Genomic DNA, 21333 nt, shown 5'->3' with positions numbered 1-21333 from the left:
ACCGACTGGTCGATCCGATGATCAAGGCCCAACCGCGCTTTCGCGGTGACGGACCCGCGACTTCAGTCGGCGCTGCTCATCTCGGTAATCCGGTAGACGTTGTCGCTGCCGAGCTCGATGCCGAAGTCGACCGCGTCTCCGGCGCTCACGCCACTCAGATCGACGCCCTCGGTGACCGGGAGATCCATGGTCATGGTCGGCCAGCTCAACGCGGGGATCGGCTCGTGGGTGATATTGACGGACCGCCCGGCGGCGTCCACGGTATTGATGACGCCCTTGCCTTGGGTGGCGCCGCTCGTCTCGGCCTGCGTCATGTCCCCGTGGCCCATGGCGCTGTGGTCGGTCATTCCGCCAGGCTCCATGGCGAAGGACGGGGTCGGGAGGGTGCAGAGCGCAGCCGCGCTCAGGAGCGCCGTGAGTAGAGGTTGTGTCTTCATCCGCTTCCTCGATGGTTGTCGTTGCTTGTGTGCGCGCGAGCCTCGATGCGGGGCTCACGCAGTGAGATGCGGCCGAGAGATCCAGCCACAACGGCCGCGATGCCACTCGCGCAGCAGCCCCTGGGAGCGGGCTATCCAGCCTGGTTCTGCGGTTTCACCTCTTTCCTGCGCCAGACCAGATAGATGGCCGGGATCACGAAGAGGCTGAGCAGGGGTGCCGTCACCATGCCGCCGATCATGGGCGCGGCGATGCGGCGCATCACCTCGGAGCCCGTCCCCTGGCCGACCATGATGGGCAACAGACCGGCAAAGATGGTCGCGACCGTCATCGCCTTGGGCCGTACCCGCATGACGGCGCCTTCTATGATCGCCGCCTTCAGGTCAGTCAGCTGACGCAGGTCACCACGCGCACGCCTGTCCTCGAGCGCATTGTCCAAGTACACCAGCATCACCACCCCGAACTCGACCGCCACCCCGGCCAGGGCGATGAAGCCCACGGCCACAGCGACCGAGAGGTGATAGCCCAAGAGGGCGATCAGCCAGAAGCCGCCCACCAAGGCGAAGGGCAGCGAGAGCATCACCAGCCACACCTGTCCGAGCCGGCGGAACACCATGTAGAGCAGTACGAAGATGATGAGCAGGGTGAAGGGGATCACCTGAGTTAGGCGCTCCTTGACGCGCAGCATGTACTCATACTGACCGGACCAGGTGATGGAATAGCCGGGCGGGAGCTGCACCTGCTCGCGCACCCGGGCCTGGGCGGTATCGACATAGCGGCCGACGTCCACGCCGCGGATGTCGACGAAGGTCCAGCCGTTGAGGCGCGCGTTCTCGCTCTTGAGCATAGGCGGGCCGTCGACGATCTCGACTGCGGCGATCTGCCCCAGCGGGACCTGGGCGCCGGTCGGGGTCACGATCGGCAGCGCGCGCAGCTTCTGCACGTCGTCGCGCTCCTCACGCGGAAAGCGCAGATTGACCGGGTAGCGCTCCAGTCCCTCCACCGTCTCGGTGACATTGACGCCCCCGACGGCGGCCGCGACCACCTGGTTGATGTCCGCGATGTTGAGCCCGACCCGCGCCGCCGCGACCCGGTCCGGTTGGATCTCGATATAGCGCCCGCCCGCCACGCGCTCGGAGAAGGCCGAGGCGGTGCCCGGTACTTCCTGCAATGCCCGCTCGATGTCTTCGCCGATGCGCTCGATCACCGCAAGGTCCGGCCCGGCCACCTTGATCCCGACCGGGGTCTTGATGCCGGTCGCCAGCATGTCGATGCGGGTCTTGATGGGCATCACCCAGGCGTTGGTCACGCCCGGCAGATCCAGGGTCGCGTCCAGCTCGTCGATCAGCCCCGCGAGCGTCAGGCCGGGGCGCCATTGGTCGCGCGGCTTGAGCTGAATCAGCGTCTCGATCATGGTCAGGGGCGCCGGATCCGTCGCCGTGTCGGCCCGGCCGATCTTGCCGAAGACGCGCTCGACCTCGGGCAGGGATGCAATCATGCGGTCGGTCTGCTGCAGCAGCGCCTGCGCCTTGCCGATGGAGAGCCCCGGCAAGGTCGTCGGCATGTACATGAGGTCGCCCTCGTCGAGCTCGGGCATGAACTCGGAGCCCAGACCGGCGCCGAGCCGCCGCAGGCCCGGCAGCTCCTGCGTCATGCGCTCCCAGCCGTCTGTCAGCCCGTCCTGCCAGTGCCCGATGCGCTCCGTCGCCGCCGAGCCGACCGCGCCGCCTGTGACCAGTCCGGCGGCTTGGAAGGGCCACTTCAAGGGCGTGAGCAGACCAGCGACCCCGTAGAGCGGGACCAGCAAGCTCAGCACGATCAGCAGCGAGGCGAGAATCGTCGTCCGCGGCGCCGCCAGCACGCCGCGCAAGAGCGGCCGATAGACCCAGATCAGCAGCCGGCTCAGGGGGTTCTTCTCCTCGCTCGGGATGCGGCCGCGAATGAAATAGCCCATGAGCACAGGCACCAGAGTGACCGAGAGCCCCGCCGCCGCGGCCATGGCATAGGTCTTGGTGTAGGCGAGCGGGGCGAACAGCCGTCCCTCCTGCGCCTCCAGGGCGAACACCGGCAGGAAGCTCAGGGTGATGATGAGCAGCGAGAAGAAGAGCGCCGGTCCCACCTCCCGGGTGGCCTGGGCGATGACGCCCCAGTGCGCCTCGCCGCGCGGCGGCTCGCCATGGGTCTCGCGATAGCGCTCCAGGTGCTTGTGGGCGTTCTCGATCATGACGATGGCGGCATCCACCATGGCCCCGATGGCGATGGCGATCCCGCCCAGCGACATGATGTTGGCGTTGATGCCCTGGTACCGCATGACAATGAAGGCGGCCAGGATCCCGAGCGGCAGGCTGACGATGGCGACGAAGGCGGAGCGCAGGTGGAAGAGGAAGAGCAGGCAGACCAGGGCGACGACGACGAATTCCTCGACCAGCTTTTCCTTGAGGTTGTCCACCGCGCGCAGGATCAAGGCCGAGCGGTCATAGGTCGGGACGATCTCGACGCCCTCGGGCAGCCCCTGGGCGAGCTGGTCGAGCCTGTCCTTGACCGCCGCGATGGTGGCGAGCGCGTTCTCGCCATAGCGCATCACCACGATGCCGCCGGCCACCTCGCCCTCGCCGTCCAGGTCCGCGACCGCGCGGCGCATCTCGGGGCCGATCTGCACCCGCGCCAGGTCGCGCAGCAGGATGGGCGTACCCTCCGCGGTCACCTCCACCGGAATGGTCTCGATGTCGGCGACCGATTGGAGATAGCCGCGACTGCGGATCATGTACTCGGCCTCCGCCAGCTCCACCACCGAGCCGCCGACCTCCTGATTGGCGTTGCGGATGGCGCTCGAGAGCCTGGCCAGCGGGATGCCGTAGGCGCGCAGCTTCTCGGGATCGGCGACGACCTGGTACTGACGCACCATGCCGCCGACGGTGGCGACTTCCGCGACGCCGGGGACGGTCTGCAGCTCGAACTTGAGGAACCAGTCCTGGAGGCTGCGCAGCTCGGCCAGATCGTGCCGGCCGCTGCGGTCGACCAGGGCGTAGCTGAAGACCCAGCCGACCCCGGTGGCGTCCGGCCCCAGCCGGGGGCTCACCCCCGCGGGCAGGCGCGAGGCCGCCTGGCTCAGGTACTCCAGCACCCGAGACCGCGCCCAATAGAGGTCCGTGCCGTCCTCGAAGATGACATAGACGTAGGAGTCGCCAAAGAAGGAATAGCCGCGCACCGTCTGCGCCCCAGGGACCGAGAGCATGGTGGTGGTGATGGGATAGGTGACCTGGTCCTCGACCACCCGCGGCGATTGGCCGGGAAAGCTGGTGCGGATGATGACCTGGACGTCCGAGAGATCCGGAATGGCATCCAGGGGCGTCTGCCGGACGGACAGGAGACCCCAGCCGGTGAGGACGAGGGTGGCGAGCAGGACCAGGAAGCGGTTGCGGATCGACCAGTCGATAACCTTGTCCATGGGCTCACCGCATCCGCCGGAAGCTGGCCTGGAGGCTCGACTCGGAGTCGATCAGGAACTGGCCGGAGACGACGACCTGGTCGCCCTCGGCGAGCCCCGAGCGGACCTCGATCACCCCGTCGGACGCCATCCCGGTCACCACGTCGACCGGCTGGAAGCGCCCGTCGCCGAGCGCCTTGACCACGCTCTCGCGCGTGCCTGTGACGATGAGGGCGTCGCGCGGGATCTTGAGCACCTCTTGCTTGGGATCACCCGCGATGACGACATCGGCGAACATGTTGGGCTTGAGCGCGCGCTGCGGATTGGGGAAGACCAGGCGCACCCGCAAGGTGCGCGTCTTGGGATCCAGGTCCGGATAGAGGTAGTCCACCTTGCCGGTCCAGGTGCGGTCGGGATAGGCCGGTACCTGCATCTCGGCGGGCATGCCGGGCGCCACCCAGGCGAGCTGGTGCTCGAAGACGTCGACCAGGACCCAGACCTCGTCCAGGTCCGCGATGGTGAACATCTCGGTCGATGGGGTCACGTACATGCCCTCGCGGGCCATCAACTGGGTGACGATGCCCGCCGCCGGGGCCTCCACCGGGATGGTGTTGCGCGTCTGGCGGGTCTTCTCGATGTCGCGGATGACCGCCTCCGGGACGCCCAGCAGCCGCAGGATATTGCGCGCCTTGTCGGGCGCGACCCTGGCCGAGCCGTTGCCGCCGCGCTCCAGGGCGATCAGGAAGTCCACCTGCGCGGAGAGAACCTCCGGGGCATAGACGTCGGCCAGCATGTCGCCCTTCTCCACTGGCTCACCCTCGGCGCGCAGGCTCAGTCGCTCGACCCAGCCGGCCGCGCGGGGATGAACATGGGCCAGACGGGTCTCGTCGTAGACGACTCGGCCGACGGTGCGAATCTCCCGGCGCAGCGCGCCGCGCTCCACGGCGGCCGTGCGCACGCCCAGGCTCTGGACGATGGCGCCGCTGAGTGCGACCTCGGGGTGTGCGGCGGCCGTTTGCGCCGACGCCTTTGACGTCATGCGCTTCTCGACCAGATCCATGCCGCAGATGGGGCAGGTCCCGGGGTGATCCTGCACGATGTTGGGATGCATGGGGCAGACGTAGGTCGGGTCGAGATGCTTGGCGGCGTGCTCGAGGGCGGTCTCTTGCGCGGAGCCTTGCGGCGCTGGCGTGATGCGCTTCTCGACCAGATCCATGCCGCAGATGGGGCAGGATCCCGGGTGGTCCTGGACGATGTTCGGATGCATGGGGCAAACATAGGTGGGGTCGAGGTGCTTGTTGGCGTGCTCCAGGGCCGTCTCTTGAGCAGGCAGAGGCGCGACCTCGGATGCAGTCGAGCCTGCATCCGATGTCGAGCTGTCACAGCCGGCAAGGGCGGCGTACAGGAGTGCCAGGCCCGCAGCACGGCGGGGGATAGGGGAACTGAGCATGAGCGTCTCCCAACGCGAGCAAAGAACGCGGCCGGCAGCGGCTAAGGGCCGCTGCAGGAAACCCGATTCGCGAGGCGATCAGACGCGCGGGGGTCGCTCGGGGAGCGCGGGAATGAAGCGGTAGAAGTGACGTCCGACGGTTGCGACCGGGCTTGGAGCACCCTGCAAAGCAAGCATCGGAGGGCCGTCAACCATGGGCACGGCGACCGTCACCAGGCAGTTCAGGGCGCACTTGTAGCAGTCGAAGGGATCGAGCTGCGGCGACGCCGTAGTCATGTGGTCAGCCGGCTGGGCATGGCAGGATGCCAGCATCTGTACATCGTGCCCGGCTTCATGCCGGCACCCGAGCATGGCCGAGGCCCACACCTGCGCCTGCAGGATGAGCAGGCACAGGGTCAGAATGATGGCTGTCGAGCGCCGGGAGAGCTTCATGACTATCACAGTAGGCATTCAGGGTAGCTCTCTCAAGCCAAGTCGCAGAACAATGGCGGACGACGGACCCGGCGACCTCTCCACGAAGTCGCTGCGAGATCGAGGTGTCCGGCCAGACGGTGACGACGTCGCGCATCTAGGCAGGGCGCGCGCTGAGCCCGTCTCTCGGCCCGAAAAGGTACGGCCACGGCAGACGCGGGATGCCCCGGTGGCCTCGGCTCCCGATCTCTCTGGATGCGCTGTGGCTCGTGGGGCGTCCCTCACGCCATGCCGCGAAGGCTTCTCAAGACAAGTCGCGCCGACACTGCCAGACTCCCGTCCACTCACAACCTCGCAACTCGACCGATGCAAGGCGTGGCTCGCGTCGGATGCGGGCTGGCTCCGCTAAGCTGGAGGATGCCACCCGGCAACCACCCGGAGTCGGCGTGCGGGCAGGATACAGGGATTGTTCATCCTGAGAGCATCGACCGTCGCACGCCCCGAGGGGGCCAAACCGAGAATCCAAATGCCGTCCTCGCTCCAGGCAAAGTGCTCAGACCAGCATTACATCCTCGGATTGAACAACGCCGCCAGCTGGCCGCTGTCGGGATCGATCGCTTCGATCAAGGCTCCCCTGTAGCTGTTGCACCAAGCGCAGGACAGCCAGAGGTTGGACTGCTCAGAGCGTCCTCTCGTAGCGCGCGGAATCAGGTGCTCGATGTGCATTGGGCGCCGCTGACGCGCTGGTCGGTGAGGCAATATCCGCAGCGGAAAGCGGCTTCGGCAGCGATGCGGTCGCGCGGAGATTTCGCGACTGTCTCGCCCATCAAGGCGCCTCGGATCTGGTCAGCAGACGCTTGCCGCTTCGCACGCTCAATAGCGCCAAGGCTCGCGCCTTGCGCAGGGTGACCTTGCCGTAGTCGAAACGTAGCTGCTCGATCTCTTCGGCTTCCGAGTCCGACAGAGGAGCTTTCCCGCCCAGCTTGGCCATACGCTGCTGCTGGCTTTCGGGGATCGTTGCGTCCGCCGCGTCCATGAGTGCCGCGTCGTCCCACCAGGCCATCCCGGCAAGCTCAGCTCGCATGTCTTCGGGCGCATCCTCAAGCGACGGCAAGGCTCCTTCGAGCACTGCGGTGATGACCTCTTCGATGGGTCTGTCCATCGCCAACGCAGCCCCGCCAGCACGGCGTGCAAGTGAATCCGGTAGATCGAGTGTAATGCTTGTCATAGTGGCGTTCCGAAACAGACTGGCGGGCCAGGGCGGCTCAACCGGGGGCTACCGTCACCAGCCGCCGTCTTGCATGTCCCGCGCCCTGTGCGCAGGCTATCGAGGATCTCAGCCGGGGCAGCACTGTCTTCGAAGATGGAGTCTCCAGCCAAGAATGCCCAGGAATGACCCCGTCATTCAAGACCACGGACCGGATACGCGTAAAGGTGACGCCAGGTAGCGAAGACACACCGTCAATCGTGGTGATCGGACTCCGCCGGGCCTCCCGTCCGCCCTCGTTCTTGGCTTCACCCTCCCGAAGACCCCGAGAGACGTCGGCGCCGCCGAGCGCAATTCCCTGTTCATTGGGCTCGCGGGAAAGCTCCTGTTTGCAGGGAGGCACATTGGAGCGATGAGCCGTTCGTGACCCACAGGCTCGGAACACCAAGATGCTTGGGACGACCCTTGACTCTGTAGTCGACTACAGGGTCTAGGCTCTATTCAAAGCACGAATGACCCCAACGCCGAGCCAGCGCAAGCCAGAGGTAGCGACGATGCAGCCACTCACCATCGGCAAGCTCGCCAAGCAGGTCGACCTGAGCGTGGAGGCGCTGCGCTACTACGAGCGGCTGGGACTCATCGCGCCCCAGCAGCGCAGCGCGGCGGGCTATCGCCTTTATGAGTCAGGTGTCGTGCGGCGCCTGCGCTTCATCCGCCGCGCCCAGGCGCTCGGCTTCTCGCTCGGCGAGATCGCCGAGCTGTTGGCGCTCAGCGGCAATCCGGCCGCGAGCGCCGGTGAGGTCAAGGCGCTGACGCAGGCCAAGATCGCCGACATCGAGCTGCGCATCCGCGACCTGGAGCGCATGCGCGCGGCCTTGGCCGGGCTCGCCGAGCACTGCCCCGGCCACCGTGCGACGACGGTCGATTGCCCGATTCTCGGCGCCCTGAACGGAGAGGATCAATGACCCAGAACATCACCCCGACGGCCGCGGCCGAGACCGACACCGTCGAAAAGGTTCAACTGAAGCAGCTCGAGCTCGGTGTGCAGGGCATGACCTGCGCGTCCTGCTCGTCGCGCGTCGAGCGTGCCTTGGCGAAGCTGCCGGGAGTGGCCGAAGCCAGCGTCAACCTGGCGACAGAGCGGGCGAGTCTGCGCTTCGATCCGACCGCGCTGCGGCCGAAGGCGATCGTCGACAGCATCACCCAGGCCGGCTACACGCCAGTCGTCGCGGACCATGAGACCGGCGTCGGCGGCATGACCTGTGCGGCCTGCTCGGCGCGTGTCGAGCGCGCCCTGGGGAAGCTGCCAGGCGTCGTCGAAGCCAGCGTGAACCTGGCGACCGAGCGGGCGACGGTGCGCTACCTGCCGGAGATGCTGAGACCGGCCGAGATCGCGCAGGCGATCACCGATGCCGGCTACGAGCCCAGGTCGCTGGGCGACGGCGGCCTTGGCGCCGAGGCTGAGGACGCCCACGAGGAGCAGCGTCGCGCGATGCGCCGCGACCTCTGGCTGGCCGTCGCGCTGACACTGCCGGTCCTGGTGCTCTCGATGGGCGCAGAGATGATTCCCGGCCTCGCCGAGCTGCTAGGCACAGTTGCACCCCTGTCCGTGTGGAACGGGCTGCAGGCGGTGCTCACCACGGCCGTGCTGCTCGGTCCGGGGCGCCGCTTCTTCCGCCCTGGCCTGATCGCCTTCCGGCATCTGTCGCCGGATATGAACAGCCTGGTGATGACCGGCACCAGCGCGGCCTGGGCCTACAGCCTCGCCGTGGTGCTCGCACCCGGCCTCTTTCCGCCCGAGGCGCGCCATGTCTATTTCGACTCGGCAGCGGTCATCATCACGGTCATCCTCTTCGGCAAGACCCTCGAGGAGCTGGCGAAGGGCCGCACCTCGAGCGCAATCAAGAAGCTCATCGGTCTGCAGGCGAAGACGGCGCGCGTGCTGCGCGACGGCGCCGAGGTCGAGGTGCCAGTCGGGCAGGTGCATGCCGGTGATCTCTTGGTGGTGCGCCCCGGCGAGCGCATCCCGGTGGACGGCGAGGTGCGCGAGGGCGAGAGCCATGTCGACGAATCCATGCTGACCGGCGAGCCGGCTCCAGTCGCCAAAAAGGTCGGAGACCGCGTCGTCGGTGCGACCATCAACCAGCACGGGCGGCTCAGCATCACCGCGACCCAGGTCGGCCGCGACACCGTGCTGGCCCAGATCGTCCGCCTGGTCGAGCGCGCCCAGGGATCGAAGCTGCCGATCCAGGGCCTGGCGGACCGTGTGGTCCGCGTCTTCACGCCGCTGGTCCTGCTGATCGCGGCGATCACCTTTCTCACCTGGCTGAGCTTGGGTCCGCCGCCGGCGATCACCCTGGCGCTGGTGAGTGCCGTCTCCGTGCTGGTGGTCGCCTGCCCCTGTGCCATGGGGCTGGCGACGCCAGCGGCCATCATGGTCGGCTCCGGGCGCGCCGCCGAGCTGGGGGTGCTCTACCGCAAGGGCGAGGCGCTGGAGTCGCTTTCCCATGTGGATAGGGTCGTCTTCGACAAGACCGGCACCCTGACCGAGGGCCGCCCGCGTCTGACCGATCTGGAGGCCGTCGACGGCGATACCCGCGGCGCGCTGGCCATCGCCGCCGCGCTGGAGACGCACAGCGAGCATCCGCTCGGCGCCGCGATCGTCGCCGCTGCCAAGGAGCAGGGGCTCGGGCTGCCGAGCATCGACGACTTCACCGCACTGCCCGGATATGGGGTGCAGGCCAGTGTGAACGGGCAGCGCGTGCTGCTCGGCGCCGAGCGACTGCTGCAGCGCGAGCAGATCTCAACCGCCGCCCTGACCGGACAGGCCGAGCGTCTGGCTGACGCCGGGCGCACTGCCATCTACCTCGCGATCGACGGCCGGGTGCGGGCCCTGCTCGCGGTCGCGGACCCGCTCAAGGCACAGGCGCCGGCGCTGATCCAGGCGCTGCGCAAGCGCGGTCTGCGGGTGGCGATGATCACCGGCGACGCGCAGCCCACGGCCGAGGCGATCGCGCGCCAGGCGGGCATCGACGAGGTCCAGGCCGAAGTGCTGCCGGATGGCAAGGCGGCGGCGGTCGCGGCGCTTCAAGACGCTGGGAGCAAAGTGGCCTTCGTCGGCGACGGCATCAACGACGCCCCCGCGCTCGCCCAAGCCGAGGTCGGCATCGCCGTCGGCAGCGGCACTGACATCGCCATCGAGGCGGCGGACGTCACCCTGACTCGCGACGATCTCGGTGGCGTCGTCACCGCGATCGATGTCGCGCGCCGCACCCTGCGCACCATTCGCGGCAACCTCTTCTGGGCCTTCTTCTACAACATCCTGCTCATCCCGCTCGCTGCCGGCGTCTTCTATCCGGCATTCGGGCTGCACCTGCACCCCATGATCGCCGGGGTCGCCATGGGCTTCTCCAGCCTCTTCGTCGTCACCAACAGCCTGCGGCTACGGAGGCTGCGCCCGGTCATGCTGGATGAAGGGGCCAGGTCCGCGACGGACAGTGGTCTTGCCGAGCCTACTGCGGCGATCTCATGACCGGCGCTTGGTCGAGAATCGCAAATTCCACACGAAACGGAGAACGACATCTTATGAAAACGCGGATCCAAGTCACTGGAATGACCTGCATGCATTGCGTCGGCGCTGTGACCAAGGCGCTGCAGCAGGTGCCCGGGGTCGAGCAGGCCGAGGTCAGCCTCGAGGAGAAGCAGGCCGGCGTTACCGGCACGGCCGATCCGGAGGCGCTGGTCGCTGCGATCAAGGAGGAGGGCTATGCGGCGGAGCTGAGGTAGTGGGTGTCGCCAGAGGGCCTGGCCATTCTCGTCCACCGGTCGAAGTCAGGCGGTGATCGTCGGCCATGAGCGGACACCGTCAAGCCATGCTCAATGGCGATGTCTTGCCCGGGCAGCCTGAACGGCTCTCGGGTCGACGCTCGGATTGGCTGAGCGCATCCTCAAGCGATTGCGCTGAGCCCGAACTGTGCGGCCTCGCCACGAGCTCACTTGAGATAGGACCGCAGGACGCTGAGCACCTGCTCCAGATCCTCCTGCCGTTCCTGCGGTGTCCGCTCGTCCCCGCCCAAATGCTCGCGCAGATGGCCCTCTAGGACCTGCGCCATCAGACCGTTGACCGCGCCGCGAATCGCGGCGATCTGCTGCAGCACCGCCGAGCAGTCGCTCTCTTGCTCAAGCGCGCGCTCGAGCGCTGCGGCCTGCCCCTGAATGCGTCTGACGCGCGCAAGCAGGGGCTTCTTCTCTTTGACGGTATGGGGCATGGCGGATTGTCTTGCTGCGTATAGGGTACCTGGGTAGAGTATATAGCCTCACCGACGCAGAGGCCCGCGACGATGTCAGACACCGCCACGCTTGAGAACTGGCAGCACACCCATGTCTTCGACGAAGGCAATCCGCTCGCCGAGCGCAATACGCGCTGGGTGGTGTGGCTGACCGCGACCATGATGGTGGCGGAGATCGCCGGTGGCTGGATCTTCAACTCCATGGCGCTGCTCGCCGACGGCTGGCACATGAGCTCGCATGCGCTCGCGCTCGGGCTCTCGGTGGTCGCCTATGCCGCCGCGCGGCGCTTCGCGCATGACCCGCGCTTCGCCTTCGGCACCTGGAAGATCGAGATCCTCGGCGGCTATACCAGCGCGGTCTTCCTGGTCGCGGTCGCCGCGCTCATGGTCTTTCAGTCCGTCGAGCGGCTGCTCGCCCCGACGCCCATCCATTACAACCAGGCGATCGTCATCGCCGCGCTAGGTCTGGTGGTCAATCTGGTCTGTGCCTGGCTGCTCAAGGACGGGCAGGATCACGCGCACCACCATCATCATCATGGCGGCCATGCGCATCATCACGACCACCACCATCACGACTTGAACCTGCGCTCGGCCTACCTGCATGTGCTCGCCGATGCCGCGACCTCCCTCTTCGCCATCGTCGCCCTCTTTGGCGGCAAGCTCTGGGGGGCCGCCTGGCTCGATCCCGTGATGGGGCTTGTCGGCGCGACCCTGGTATCGGTCTGGGCCTACGGCCTGCTGCGCGACACCAGCCGGGTGCTCATCGACGCCGAGATGGATCGCCCCGTGGTCGCGGAGGTCCGCGAGGTGGTCGCCGCGCTGCCGGTGGCGGCCGAGATCGCTGATTTACATGTCTGGCGGGTCGGCAAGGACAAGTACGCCTGCATCCTGTCGCTGGTCGTCGATGACAGCATTGCGCCGGATGCCGTTCGGCAGGCACTCGGCATTCACGAAGAGCTGGTCCACGTCACCGTGGAGATCAATCGCCGCCGCACCGCAGAGGCCATGGCGGCCTGATTCAGCTGACGCCGGCAACCCCCAGGCCACCTCACGGGGTGGCTCACCACGGACACCTGGCTTGGCCACCAGGCGCGCTCAGCCATTCATCGCGAGGCTCAAGATGAAACCGCTACTCCCGCTGGCCCTTGCCTGCTTACTCTTCATCCCGCTCGCCCAGGCCGAGGAGCGCACCGCCGATCAGCTCGTCGCCTCCAAGCGGCAAGCCGACATGACCTATCGTCAACTGATGGAGACCATGGGTGCCTCCCTGGCGATGATCCAGGAAGGCATCGTGCGCGAGAACGCGGAGCTGACGAAGACCGCCGCGGATCTGATCTTGAAGCACCCCGCACCCAAGCAGAAGCCTTGGACCATCATGGCGGACGCCGATCAAGCCGCCTTCAAGCAGAGCCTCCTGTCCTATGACGAGGTGCTCGACCGCGAGGCCAGGCGCATCACCGAGGCGGCGGCTGCTGGCGACTGGCTCAAGGCGAGCCAGTCCGCCTATGCGCTGACCAACGCCTGCATCACCTGCCATGTCCTGTGGAAGAACAAGGTCGTGACTGCGGCCGATTGAGCGTCAAGGCGCACGGACGACGTCCTTATCGGCCCAGCCTGCGGGCGTGAGGACAACCGGAGTGGCCGCAGAACGTCAGATCGTAATCTGCTGATAGACCGACTCGGCGACACCCAAGAGCGCCATGCGATCGACCTCGCCGGCAAGGGCATAGGTCAGCGCCCCCTCGATCCAGTAGAAGACCGAAACCCCCTTATCCTGCGCGAACCGGAAGGCGGTATCGCGCTCGGCGTCCTCATTGCGGCAGGCATAGAGCAGGACGCGGCGTCCTTCGGGATTCTCGTACATGAGCAAGGCGCCGGGCCCGTCATCGCTCGAGAGCAGCCGCCCGCCCATCAGTGCATACCCCAGGGTCTCCAGCGAGCTAAGTGAGATAACTAGCCGGGACGACAGTGGTACGGCTGCCGGTCGTACACGACAACGCGAGAAGACGTGTACAGGGCAAGTCAGGGCGCTACCAACTTAATTTCTGGGAGCTCCGTTCTGTTACCAACTTAGTTCTGCTGCTACCAACTTCATTTCACAAAGCCAAGGGGGGGATCATGCCTATTCGACCGTTACCGATTTCGCGAGGTTGCGCGGCTGGTCGACGTCGGTGCCCTTGAGGACGGCCACGTGATAGGCCAGGAGCTGCAGCGGGACGGTGAAGACGAAGGGGTCGATGAGGTCGTTCGTCTCGGGGAGGCGGATGACCGTGACGCCTTCGCCTTCGTCGAGGGGCACCTGGAAGTCGGCGAAGACGTAGAGCTGGCCGCCGCGGGCGCGGACTTCCTCCAGGTTGGACTTGAGCTTCTCCAGGAGTGCGTTGTTGGGCGCTACCGCGACGACTGGCATCTGCTCGTCGATCAGGGCCAAGGGGCCGTGCTTGAGCTCGCCGGCGGGATAGGCCTCGGCATGGATGTAGGAGATTTCCTTGAGCTTGAGCGCGCCCTCCATCGCGATGGGGTACTGCTCACCGCGTCCGAGGAAGAGGGTGTGCTGCTTGTCGACGAAGTCCTCCGCGAGTCTGGCGATACTGGAATCGAGCGCCAGTACTTCCTTGAGCTTGGCGGGCACGGATCGCAAGAGCGCGACGAGCTTCGACTCTTCGGCAGCGTCGAGCCGCTTGAGTCGGCCCAATGCGATCGTCAGGAGGAAGAGCGCGACGAGCTGCGTGGTGAAGGCCTTGGTGGAGGCGACGCCGATCTCGGGGCCGGCGTGGGTGAGGAAGACCAGGTCCGACTCGCGCACCAGGGAGCTCTCGGGGACGTTGCAGATCGCCAGGGTCGTCGCATAGCCGGCGTCCTTGGCCTGTCGCAGGGCCGCCAAGGTGTCGGCGGTCTCGCCAGACTGCGAAATGGTCACGAACAGCGCCTCTTTGGGCACCACGTGTCTGCGATAGCGGTATTCGCTCGCGACCTCGACCTGACAGGGGATACCCGCGATCGCTTCCATCCAGTAGCGCGCGACCAGCCCCGCGTGGAAGCTGGTGCCGCAGGCAACGATGCTGACGGACTCGATGTCCGCGAGCTGCGCCGTGGCTTGGCTGCCGAAGATCTCGGGCAGGATACGGTCGTCCGCGAGACGGCCTTGCAGCGTATTGGCGATCGCCTGAGGCTGCTCGAAGATCTCCTTGGACATGTAATGGCGGTGCTCGCCGCGCTCGGTGGCGTCCGCCGAGACCGTCGAGGTCTTGACCGGGCGCTCGACGAGCCGACCGTCCCGGTCCCAGATCCGCACGTGCTCGAGCGTGAGCTCCGCGATGTCGCCTTCTTCGAGGAAGATGAAGCGATTGGTGACGGGGAGCAGGGCGAAGACGTCGGAGGCGATGAAGTGCTCGCCGAAGCCGACGCCGATCACCAGGGGACTGCCCTGACGCGCCGCGACCAGGTGCCCCGGATCTTGCGCATCGATGACGCCGAGCGCGTAGGCGCCGCGGAGCTTGCCGGCCGCCTGACGGACGGCGTCGACCAGGGCGCAGCCGCCCGTCAGCGCGTCGTAGATGGCATGGACGACGACTTCGGTGTCCGTGTCCGAGGTGAAGCTGTGGCCGGCGGCCGCCTGTGCGCGCCTGAGCTCTTCGTGATTCTCGACGATGCCGTTGTGCACGATGGCGCAGCGCTCGTGGCTGACGTGCGGGTGAGCATTGTGCGTTGCCGGGGCGCCATGGGTGGCCCAGCGCGTGTGGGCGATGCCGAGTGTGCCCCTGAGCGGGCTGGCCGCGACTTCCTCAGCGAGCTTCGCGACCTTGCCCAGGGTGCGAACGCGCTTCAGCCCCTCGGAGGGGTCCAGCACCGCGATACCGGCGGAGTCATAGCCGCGGTATTCCAGTCGCCGCAAGCCCTCCAGCAGGATGGCCGCGACAGGGCGCTGCGCGATGGCACCAACGATTCCACACATGGCTGAGACCTCTGATCGAGCCGAATCAAGACTTCTTCTGGGGGCGCTTCCAGCCCGTGAGCGTCGCCTGCCGGGATCTGCTCAGGGTCAGTGCGTCGGCGGGGGCGTCCCGCGAGATGACGGAGCCGGCCCCGATGGTGGCGCCGGGGCCTACGCTGACCGGGGCCACCAGGGCCGTGTTGGAGCCGATGAAGGCACCGTCCCCAATGATGGTCTTGGACTTGTTGGCACCGTCGTAATTGCAGGTGATGGTCCCCGCCCCGACATTGACGCCGGCGCCCACCTCGGCGTCGCCGAGATAAGTCAGGTGGTTGGCCTTGCTCCCCTGGCCCAGCCGGCTCTTCTTGATCTCGACGAAGTTGCCGACATGGGTCTCGTCCGCCAGCCTGGCCTCTGGGCGCAGCCTGGCGAAGGGGCCGATCCGGGCATTGGCGCCGACCATGGCGCCTTCGATCACGCAGTTGGCCATGATCTCGGTGCCCGACCCGATGGTGCAGTCCTTCAAGAGACAATTCGGGCCGATGCGCACGCCCGCGCCGAGCCTTACTTCTCCTTCGATGATGACGTTGATGTCGACCTCGACGTCCGGCTCTGTGACGAGCCGGCCGCGCTGGTCGAAGCGGGCTGGGTCGGCAAGTGTCACGCCTGAGCGCATCAGTTCCTCGGCGATGCGGCGCTGATAGACGCGCTCCAGCTCGGCGAGCTGCACGCGGTCGTTGATGCCGGCGATCTCGGCGAGCTGCGCGGGCTGACTGGTGGCGACCTGGACGCCTGCGTCCGCAGCGATGCCGATGATGTCGGTGAGATAGTATTCGCCTTGAGCATTGTCGTCGCTGATCCCGCCCAGCCAGTCGGCGAGGCTGGGGCGATCCGCGACGAGGAAGCCGGTATTGATCTCATCGATGCGACGCTCCTCGGGGGTCGCGTCCTTTTCCTCGACGATGCGCGTCACCCGACGGTCGCGGTCACGGACGATGCGCCCGTATCCAGTCGGATCTTCGAGCTCGGCGGTCAGTAGCCCGAGCGGCGTTTCCGCGCCGAGAGCGACCAGGTCACGCAGTGTCTCCGCGGCGATGAGCGGCACGTCGCCGTAGAGGACCAGGACCTGGTCCAGGCCTTCGACCGCTGGTAGCGCCTGGATGACGGCGTGGCCGGTGCCGCGCTGCTCGCTCTGCTCGATCCAAATGCAATCCTGATCCGCGAAGGCCGCCTTGACCCGGTCGCCACCGTGACCATGGACGACGACGATCCGCGCGGGCTCGAGCCGCTGCGCGGCATCGAGCACATGTCCCAGCAAGGGGCGCCCGGCGAGCGGGTGCAAGACCTTCGGCAAGCTGGAGCGCATCCGCTTGCCCAAGCCCGCGGCGAGAATCACCACGCCTAGTTTCATAGAATCCCGTTTCCTTGCAGCGCCTGCTGCCAAAGATGCGCGCTGCCAAAGACGCGCGCAGTCAAACGATCGAGTCCGGTTGGGCCGATTCGCCCGAGCATGCCGCTCAGCGGCTGGCTGGCGCCCAGCTTCGCACGCGGCCCGGAGCCGGTCTGCGCGCCCGCGGTGCTCCTTGCCAAGAGATACCGAGCGGAGCCATCTTGCCCCGCATGGCGGCGCCAAGCGTTGTGGGTCACGTCATCACCTGTACGACGAAGCCGATAAGGGTACCCATAGACGGCGGCGAGGTCACGCCCACCCGATGGGGGCTGGGTGAGGCGATGGATGCCTGTTCAGAACAGGTCAAGACGGGGAGCGTTCGTTACAGCTGTGCTGGCATAGAGGCATCGGCGGGGCGCTCAGGGGAGCCTGATCCTCAACGGCGGCGAGGCCGGCAGAGCTGGCGCCTGCTTCGACCTAGATCCGGTAGTCGACCGCTTCGCACTCCATGCAGCACATGGATCATGATCGAGATCCTGGCTTCCTGCTGCTTCCCCCGCGAGGTGAAGGCCGCTACGGACCCCAGCGCACGCGCCGCGCGGCGCCTGGGCGCGTTGCAACGCCTTGTCATAGCACCACTACGACGCCTGGTTGCGCCTTGCCAGATGCCACGCCGGACGCACCCTGGAGACCGTCCAACCGCCGGATCTAGGCTCAATGCCAGGGTGCGCGGCCGAAATGATCCAGGTGCGGGTGATTATGCCCCATTGATCTCGCTGTCCGCGCGCGCCCTTCGCGGTATCTCTCTGCTTCCTCATCGGCCGCGGCAAGAGTCGGTCGACAATCCGCTGCCAGGCGCGTGCGAGTCGCCTCGGAGGCTGCTGCCGTCTCTAGTGAGGCGAATGGCATCTCGGTTGCAGCGGACGACCCAGCGTCGTATGAGGCTCTCCAGAGAGGCAGTGGCCGCAGAGCCTCGGGCCGCGCTCGAGTCCACGAATCTTTCGAGCCCATAGGAGGTTTCGCATGCTTCGTTACGCGCTTCTGTTCCTCATCGTCGCCATCGTCGCCGGGGCCTTTGGCCTTTCCGGCGTCGCTGGGGCAGCGACCGACATTGCTTGGATCCTAGTCCTCGTCAGTTTGGTCGCCGCGGTCGTCTTCTTTCTCACCGGGCGTGGCCCCGTTTGCGCTGATCGGGGAGGCGGCCGGCCGACCCATGAGCCTCGCGCGCTCGCGGAATGACCCCGGAGTTAGGGTGGGAGGGCTGTCAGTAGGCCGGGATTCGATCGTCCCCGAATCCCGGCTGCCTGGAGTAGACGGCTTCGCCGTGAGACGTCGCTCGTTGAGATGCCTTTTCGGAGTCGGCCGAGACGCTCTCGAGCAAAAAGACGAGAAGCAGGGCGAAAAAAACGCCCAGAACGATCAGGAAATCACGCTTGATCAGAAACACGAATGCCCCCTAGGTCGTGGTCGAGGTCGAAGTGACACTGCATGGTGCCAGCAGCTTGGGGCTCAGAGCTGCGGAGTCCCGAGCATCATTCACGCTGGAGCTGTCTGTCTGTGGCTCCGTCTTGCGGCGGGAAGCACGGCCCAGCCCTTGGATTGACTGCGCTCCAAGCGATGCTCAACAACTTGCTTCCAGAGAAGCATAGACGCTTCCTTTAGGTACACAAGATCCGCCATTGCTAGGAATGACCGTCCTGGCGCCCTGGCGGCTCTCGGGAGTCTGCAGTGGAGACGCCATCGTCTGCAATCGCGTGTCCGGTCCGGGCTCAGGCCGCACCCGAGCTCGTTTCGGACGGAACAGCACCCATGTTTCCAGTCGATGCCGATTAGGCCGATACTCGATGAGCGATCGCGCATCCTTCTGGACCCGAGAATTCGAACCTGAGTAAGGAGATGATTGTGAACGAATCGAAAACGACGACAGCGCCCAAGCTTCCTTTCGGCGACTTGCCCGATAACTGGGGCTGGCTGGTCGGGCTCGGCGTGGTCTCGACCCTGCTCGGGGTCGTGGGGCTGGGAATGACCTTCGGGCTGACGCTGGCCGGGATCCTCTTCTTCGGCGTTCTCCTGCTGGTTGGCGGCCTGCTCCAGCTCTTTGATGCCTTCAAATACAGCGGCTGGAAGAGCACCTTTCTGCAGGCCGCGATCGCCTTGGTCTACGTCCTCGCCGGGTTCCTCATGGTCGTCGACCCGGCGGGCGCGGCCGTGGCCCTAACGCTCTTCCTGGGGGCCGCACTCATCGCCGCCGGGGTCCTGCGCGTGGTGATCTGCATCCAGCATCGGGATCAGCGCGGTTGGGTGTGGATGGCCGCGGGCGGGGCCGCTTCCATCGCCCTGGGGGGTGTCATTCTGGCCGGCTGGCCCGTTTCCGGTCTTTGGGTGATAGGCCTCTTCATCGCCATCGAGCTGCTGATCAACGGCTGGACCGCCATCTTCCTCGGTCTGGCCGCGCGCCGCGTGAAACGTGCGCAGGACGCGGAGGATGCCCAGATCTTGGCTTGATGCCCGGGGCCTGCTTGGCGGCAGGCCTTGCGTCACCTTGACCTCCAGGTCAGCCGCTGTCGGCCCGGAGGCCGAAACTCCCGGCGCTGATGTCTCAACTTGAATTGAGATGCGGTGCTGGATGTCCAGTGCGAGTGCAGCTTTCGTCGAGCCGAGCGCGCACTGGGCGAGCGCGGGAGCGCCTCGGGCGGCAAGGACTGGCCTCGCCGCCCGAGGCGGCGGCGCTCAGGCTAGGCCATGCCGCCGCTGGGGGATGGCTCCGCGGCCTTGAGCACCTACTTGCGCTCGTGGCTCAGACCCATGTAGAGCGCGACCCACATGGCGAGGAGGACGAGCGTGAAGGGGAGTCCCGCGCTGATCGCCGCGGCCTGAAGTTCCCCAAGCGCGTTGGCGCCGCCGCCGAAGAGCGGCGCTGCGGCGATGAGCCCTTCCATGCTCGCCCAGAAGACGCGCCGCGGGATGGGGGCGTCCAGCTTGCCGCCGGACGCGGATCCCTGGGGGCGTCGCTGCGCCCGCGTCCGGCCTCGTTGTTGGGGGCGCGTCTAGCCAGTGATGGCTAAGCCGATCTCGGTACCTCCAGCGCGTCGATGACCTTCTTCACGCCCGCGATGCCGCTGGCGATTGCGGTGACTTCGTCGCGCTCCTGTGCCGTGGAGACGCGCCCGCGCAGGGTGACGACGCCATCCTGCGTGGTGACGTGGATCCGGCTGTGGTCGATGGCTTTGTTGAACCTGAGCGATGCGGTGATCCGGGCCGTGATCCAGGTGTCCGATACCGCCTTGGCGGCCTCTTGCGCCACTTGATTGGCCTGGGCGCTCAAGGTGTCCTCCGGCGCGACCTGTAGCTTGTTCTCCACGCTGTCGACGCCCTGGGTGTGCTGAGCGATGCGCTCGGCCAATTGGCGCTCCTTCTCCGTGGACACGTTGCCGGTCAGGGTGACCTGCTTGCCTTCGGTCTCGACCTCGATGTCCAGCCCGCTGGTGGTTTCGTTCCACAGCAGCTGCATCTCTACGCGGGCCGTCGTGTTGGCGTCCTGGACGAAGTCGAAGAGCTTGCGCGCTGTGTCGTCTTCGACCCGCGGGGCCACGCGCAGCCGATTGTCGACGACGTCGATCCCGCTCATGTCGACCGCGAGGCGCTCGGCGAGCATGCGCTGCGCCTCGTTATCGACCTCTCCCTCCAGAATGAGGCGGTTGCCGCGTGCGTCGACGTCGATTCTGAATGGGCTCAGATGCTCGTTGAGCGCATAGGCGGTATTGATGCGGGCCTCCGTCATGAGGTCCTGCATCTTGGAGCTGGTCCCCTCGGCCCTTTCCGGGGAGCCAGCGAGGGTGCTCCCGCTGATTGCCAAGGCGGCCAAGATCGCGGCAATCCGTCTCTGTGGATGTCTCATGCTGTGCTGGTCTCCGTTGTAGTGTCCGATGGAGCCGCACGCGCCCTGAGGGCGCCCGCGGTCGGGAAGGAGCCCGCAAGGGCGGCCGGTGGGAATCCACCGGTCGCCGTGCGATATCCACCATCAGTGTCGAGCGACATGACTCCCTCTGCACCCGCACGCGGGGTCAAGCTGTCGGTCGCGCGCGCCGCGAGTCGCCGTCCTCGGACTTGCTCTGTCCCATCAGCGAGCCTCCCGTGAGCACGGCCCGCATGGCCTGCTCTGCACCGACGTCCAACGGCTTGACGCGCTCGCGGGGCAGATAAAAAGTGTACCCCCCGATCTGATAGCTCATGGGACAGAAGACAGCGACCTGATCGGCGGCTGGCTCGGGTGCGTCGCCAGGCAGGCGCGCGTGCTCCTGCATCACGAATCCGACCAGACGGATCCCGTTCAGCTCCACGGAAACAGGTCTCCCGAGCGAGCCTTCGCCGTTGCGCGACACGAGCCGGGCCATGTCCTTCAGGCCTTGAAAGAGGGTCTTGACCAAGGGGATCCGGTCGACGATGCGCTCGGCCAGATTCACCAGGCGGCGCACCAGAAAGATGTTGGCGACCAGGCCGGTCGCAATGGTCAGCAGGACTCCGACGGCCAGCCCCAGACCAGGCACATACCAGTGAGCAGGGAGGATGCGCCGCAGCAGATCGCCGACGATCAGCTCGACGCTGCGCCCGAGCCAGACGACCAGGGCGATGGTGATGATGAGTGGTGCAAGCAGTGCGATGCCTTGCAGGAAGAGATTGCGCAAGTGCGCGATGGAAGCTCCAATCTGCATCCGAATACTCCTAGAACAAATTGGCGTGATGACGGACTGTCTTGGCGGACGAGACCTTCGCGGTCCGTGGCAATGGCC

General features: G+C 66.6%; 19 protein-coding genes and 1 pseudogene. 7 read left to right on the top strand and 13 right to left on the bottom strand.

The window, feature by feature from the left end:
* Window positions 1-62: 62 nt before the first annotated feature.
* The 6 genes from G3446_RS05800 to G3446_RS05775 form a co-directional block, all read right to left on the bottom strand.
* A complete protein-coding gene (locus G3446_RS05800; protein WP_164451615.1) occupies window positions 63-437 on the bottom strand; it encodes a copper-binding protein in 375 nt (124 codons plus the stop codon).
* 131 nt (window positions 438-568) lie between these two features.
* Window positions 569-3883, bottom strand: coding sequence for an efflux RND transporter permease subunit (locus G3446_RS05795; RefSeq protein WP_164451613.1), 3315 nt, complete (start codon window positions 3881-3883; stop codon window positions 569-571).
* Between the two features lie 4 nt (window positions 3884-3887).
* Window positions 3888-5312 carry an efflux RND transporter periplasmic adaptor subunit gene (locus tag G3446_RS05790; RefSeq protein WP_245232336.1) on the bottom strand — a complete coding sequence of 475 codons (1425 nt, stop codon included), beginning with the start codon at window positions 5310-5312 and terminating at the stop codon, window positions 3888-3890.
* Window positions 5313-5390: 78 nt separating this feature from the next.
* Entirely contained in the window at window positions 5391-5762 is a 372-nt protein-coding gene (locus G3446_RS05785) for a hypothetical protein (protein WP_164451611.1), read from the bottom strand.
* Between the two features lie 525 nt (window positions 5763-6287).
* Window positions 6288-6482, bottom strand: a complete 195-nt coding sequence (locus G3446_RS29105) for an HNH endonuclease (RefSeq protein ID WP_425338380.1) — start codon at window positions 6480-6482, stop codon at window positions 6288-6290.
* Window positions 6483-6549: 67 nt separating this feature from the next.
* Window positions 6550-6951: a hypothetical protein gene (locus G3446_RS05775; protein WP_164451609.1), complete on the bottom strand. Its 402-nt coding sequence runs from the start codon at window positions 6949-6951 to the stop codon at window positions 6550-6552.
* A 533-nt stretch (window positions 6952-7484) separates the two neighbouring features.
* Between G3446_RS05775 and G3446_RS05770 the strand changes: the two genes are divergently transcribed.
* Genes G3446_RS05770 through G3446_RS05760 form a run of 3 tightly spaced genes read left to right on the top strand, consistent with a single transcriptional unit; the run spans window position 7485 to window position 10716 of the window.
* Window positions 7485-7895 (top strand): heavy metal-responsive transcriptional regulator, encoded by a 411-nt coding sequence (locus G3446_RS05770; RefSeq protein WP_164451607.1) that lies wholly within the window; start codon window positions 7485-7487, stop codon window positions 7893-7895.
* A complete protein-coding gene (locus G3446_RS05765; protein ID WP_209262289.1) occupies window positions 7892-10462 on the top strand; it encodes a heavy metal translocating P-type ATPase in 2571 nt (856 codons plus the stop codon). Before G3446_RS05770 ends, G3446_RS05765 begins: the two co-directional genes overlap by 4 nt.
* Window positions 10463-10515: 53 nt before the next feature.
* A complete protein-coding gene (locus G3446_RS05760; protein ID WP_164451605.1) occupies window positions 10516-10716 on the top strand; it encodes a CopZ family metallochaperone in 201 nt (66 codons plus the stop codon).
* 206 nt (window positions 10717-10922) lie between these two features.
* Here G3446_RS05760 and G3446_RS05755 read toward each other — a convergent pair whose 3' ends face one another.
* A complete protein-coding gene (locus G3446_RS05755) occupies window positions 10923-11198 on the bottom strand; it encodes a metal/formaldehyde-sensitive transcriptional repressor (RefSeq protein WP_164451604.1) in 276 nt (91 codons plus the stop codon).
* 72 nt (window positions 11199-11270) lie between these two features.
* Here G3446_RS05755 and dmeF point away from each other — a divergent pair, with 72 nt between their 5' ends.
* Together dmeF and G3446_RS05745 are read left to right on the top strand one after the other, a co-directional pair.
* A complete protein-coding gene (gene dmeF, locus G3446_RS05750) occupies window positions 11271-12236 on the top strand; it encodes a CDF family Co(II)/Ni(II) efflux transporter DmeF (protein WP_164451602.1) in 966 nt (321 codons plus the stop codon).
* Between the two features lie 103 nt (window positions 12237-12339).
* Window positions 12340-12795, top strand: coding sequence for a hypothetical protein (locus tag G3446_RS05745; protein WP_164451600.1), 456 nt, complete (start codon window positions 12340-12342; stop codon window positions 12793-12795).
* 75 nt (window positions 12796-12870) lie between these two features.
* Here the strand turns inward: G3446_RS05745 and G3446_RS05740 are convergent, their stop codons facing one another.
* The 3 genes from G3446_RS05740 to glmU form a co-directional block, all read right to left on the bottom strand.
* Entirely contained in the window at window positions 12871-13083 is a 213-nt protein-coding gene (locus G3446_RS05740) for an anti-sigma factor (protein ID WP_164451598.1), read from the bottom strand.
* Between the two features lie 258 nt (window positions 13084-13341).
* On the bottom strand, window positions 13342-15174 hold the full coding sequence (gene glmS / locus G3446_RS05735; RefSeq protein WP_164451596.1) for a glutamine--fructose-6-phosphate transaminase (isomerizing): 1833 nt from the start codon (window positions 15172-15174) through the stop codon (window positions 13342-13344).
* 25 nt (window positions 15175-15199) lie between these two features.
* Window positions 15200-16564 carry a bifunctional UDP-N-acetylglucosamine diphosphorylase/glucosamine-1-phosphate N-acetyltransferase GlmU gene (gene glmU, locus G3446_RS05730; RefSeq protein WP_164451594.1) on the bottom strand — a complete coding sequence of 455 codons (1365 nt, stop codon included), beginning with the start codon at window positions 16562-16564 and terminating at the stop codon, window positions 15200-15202.
* A 1002-nt stretch (window positions 16565-17566) separates the two neighbouring features.
* Between glmU and G3446_RS05725 the strand changes: the two genes are divergently transcribed.
* Both G3446_RS05725 and G3446_RS05720 read left to right on the top strand, forming a co-directional pair.
* Complete coding sequence (locus G3446_RS05725) at window positions 17567-17782, top strand: DUF1328 domain-containing protein (RefSeq protein WP_164451592.1); 216 nt, start codon at window positions 17567-17569, stop codon at window positions 17780-17782.
* A 657-nt stretch (window positions 17783-18439) separates the two neighbouring features.
* Window positions 18440-19048: an HdeD family acid-resistance protein gene (locus G3446_RS05720; RefSeq protein WP_164451589.1), complete on the top strand. Its 609-nt coding sequence runs from the start codon at window positions 18440-18442 to the stop codon at window positions 19046-19048.
* A 275-nt stretch (window positions 19049-19323) separates the two neighbouring features.
* Here G3446_RS05720 and G3446_RS05715 read toward each other — a convergent pair.
* From G3446_RS05715 to G3446_RS05705, 3 genes and pseudogenes are all read right to left on the bottom strand, one after another.
* A pseudogene (locus tag G3446_RS05715) lies at window positions 19324-19524 on the bottom strand (BCCT family transporter); the annotation flags it as partial.
* An 80-nt stretch (window positions 19525-19604) separates the two neighbouring features.
* On the bottom strand, window positions 19605-20441 hold the full coding sequence (locus G3446_RS05710; RefSeq protein WP_164451587.1) for a BON domain-containing protein: 837 nt from the start codon (window positions 20439-20441) through the stop codon (window positions 19605-19607).
* 166 nt (window positions 20442-20607) lie between these two features.
* Window positions 20608-21255, bottom strand: coding sequence for a DUF502 domain-containing protein (locus tag G3446_RS05705; protein WP_164451584.1), 648 nt, complete (start codon window positions 21253-21255; stop codon window positions 20608-20610).
* Window positions 21256-21333 lie beyond the last annotated feature (78 nt).

Source organism: Thiorhodococcus minor, assembly GCF_010820565.1.
In the GTDB taxonomy this organism is placed as follows: domain Bacteria; phylum Pseudomonadota; class Gammaproteobacteria; order Chromatiales; family Chromatiaceae; genus Thiorhodococcus; species Thiorhodococcus minor.
Note: the sequence above shows the minus strand (reverse complement) of the source record. Positions and strands in the feature narration are given on the sequence as shown.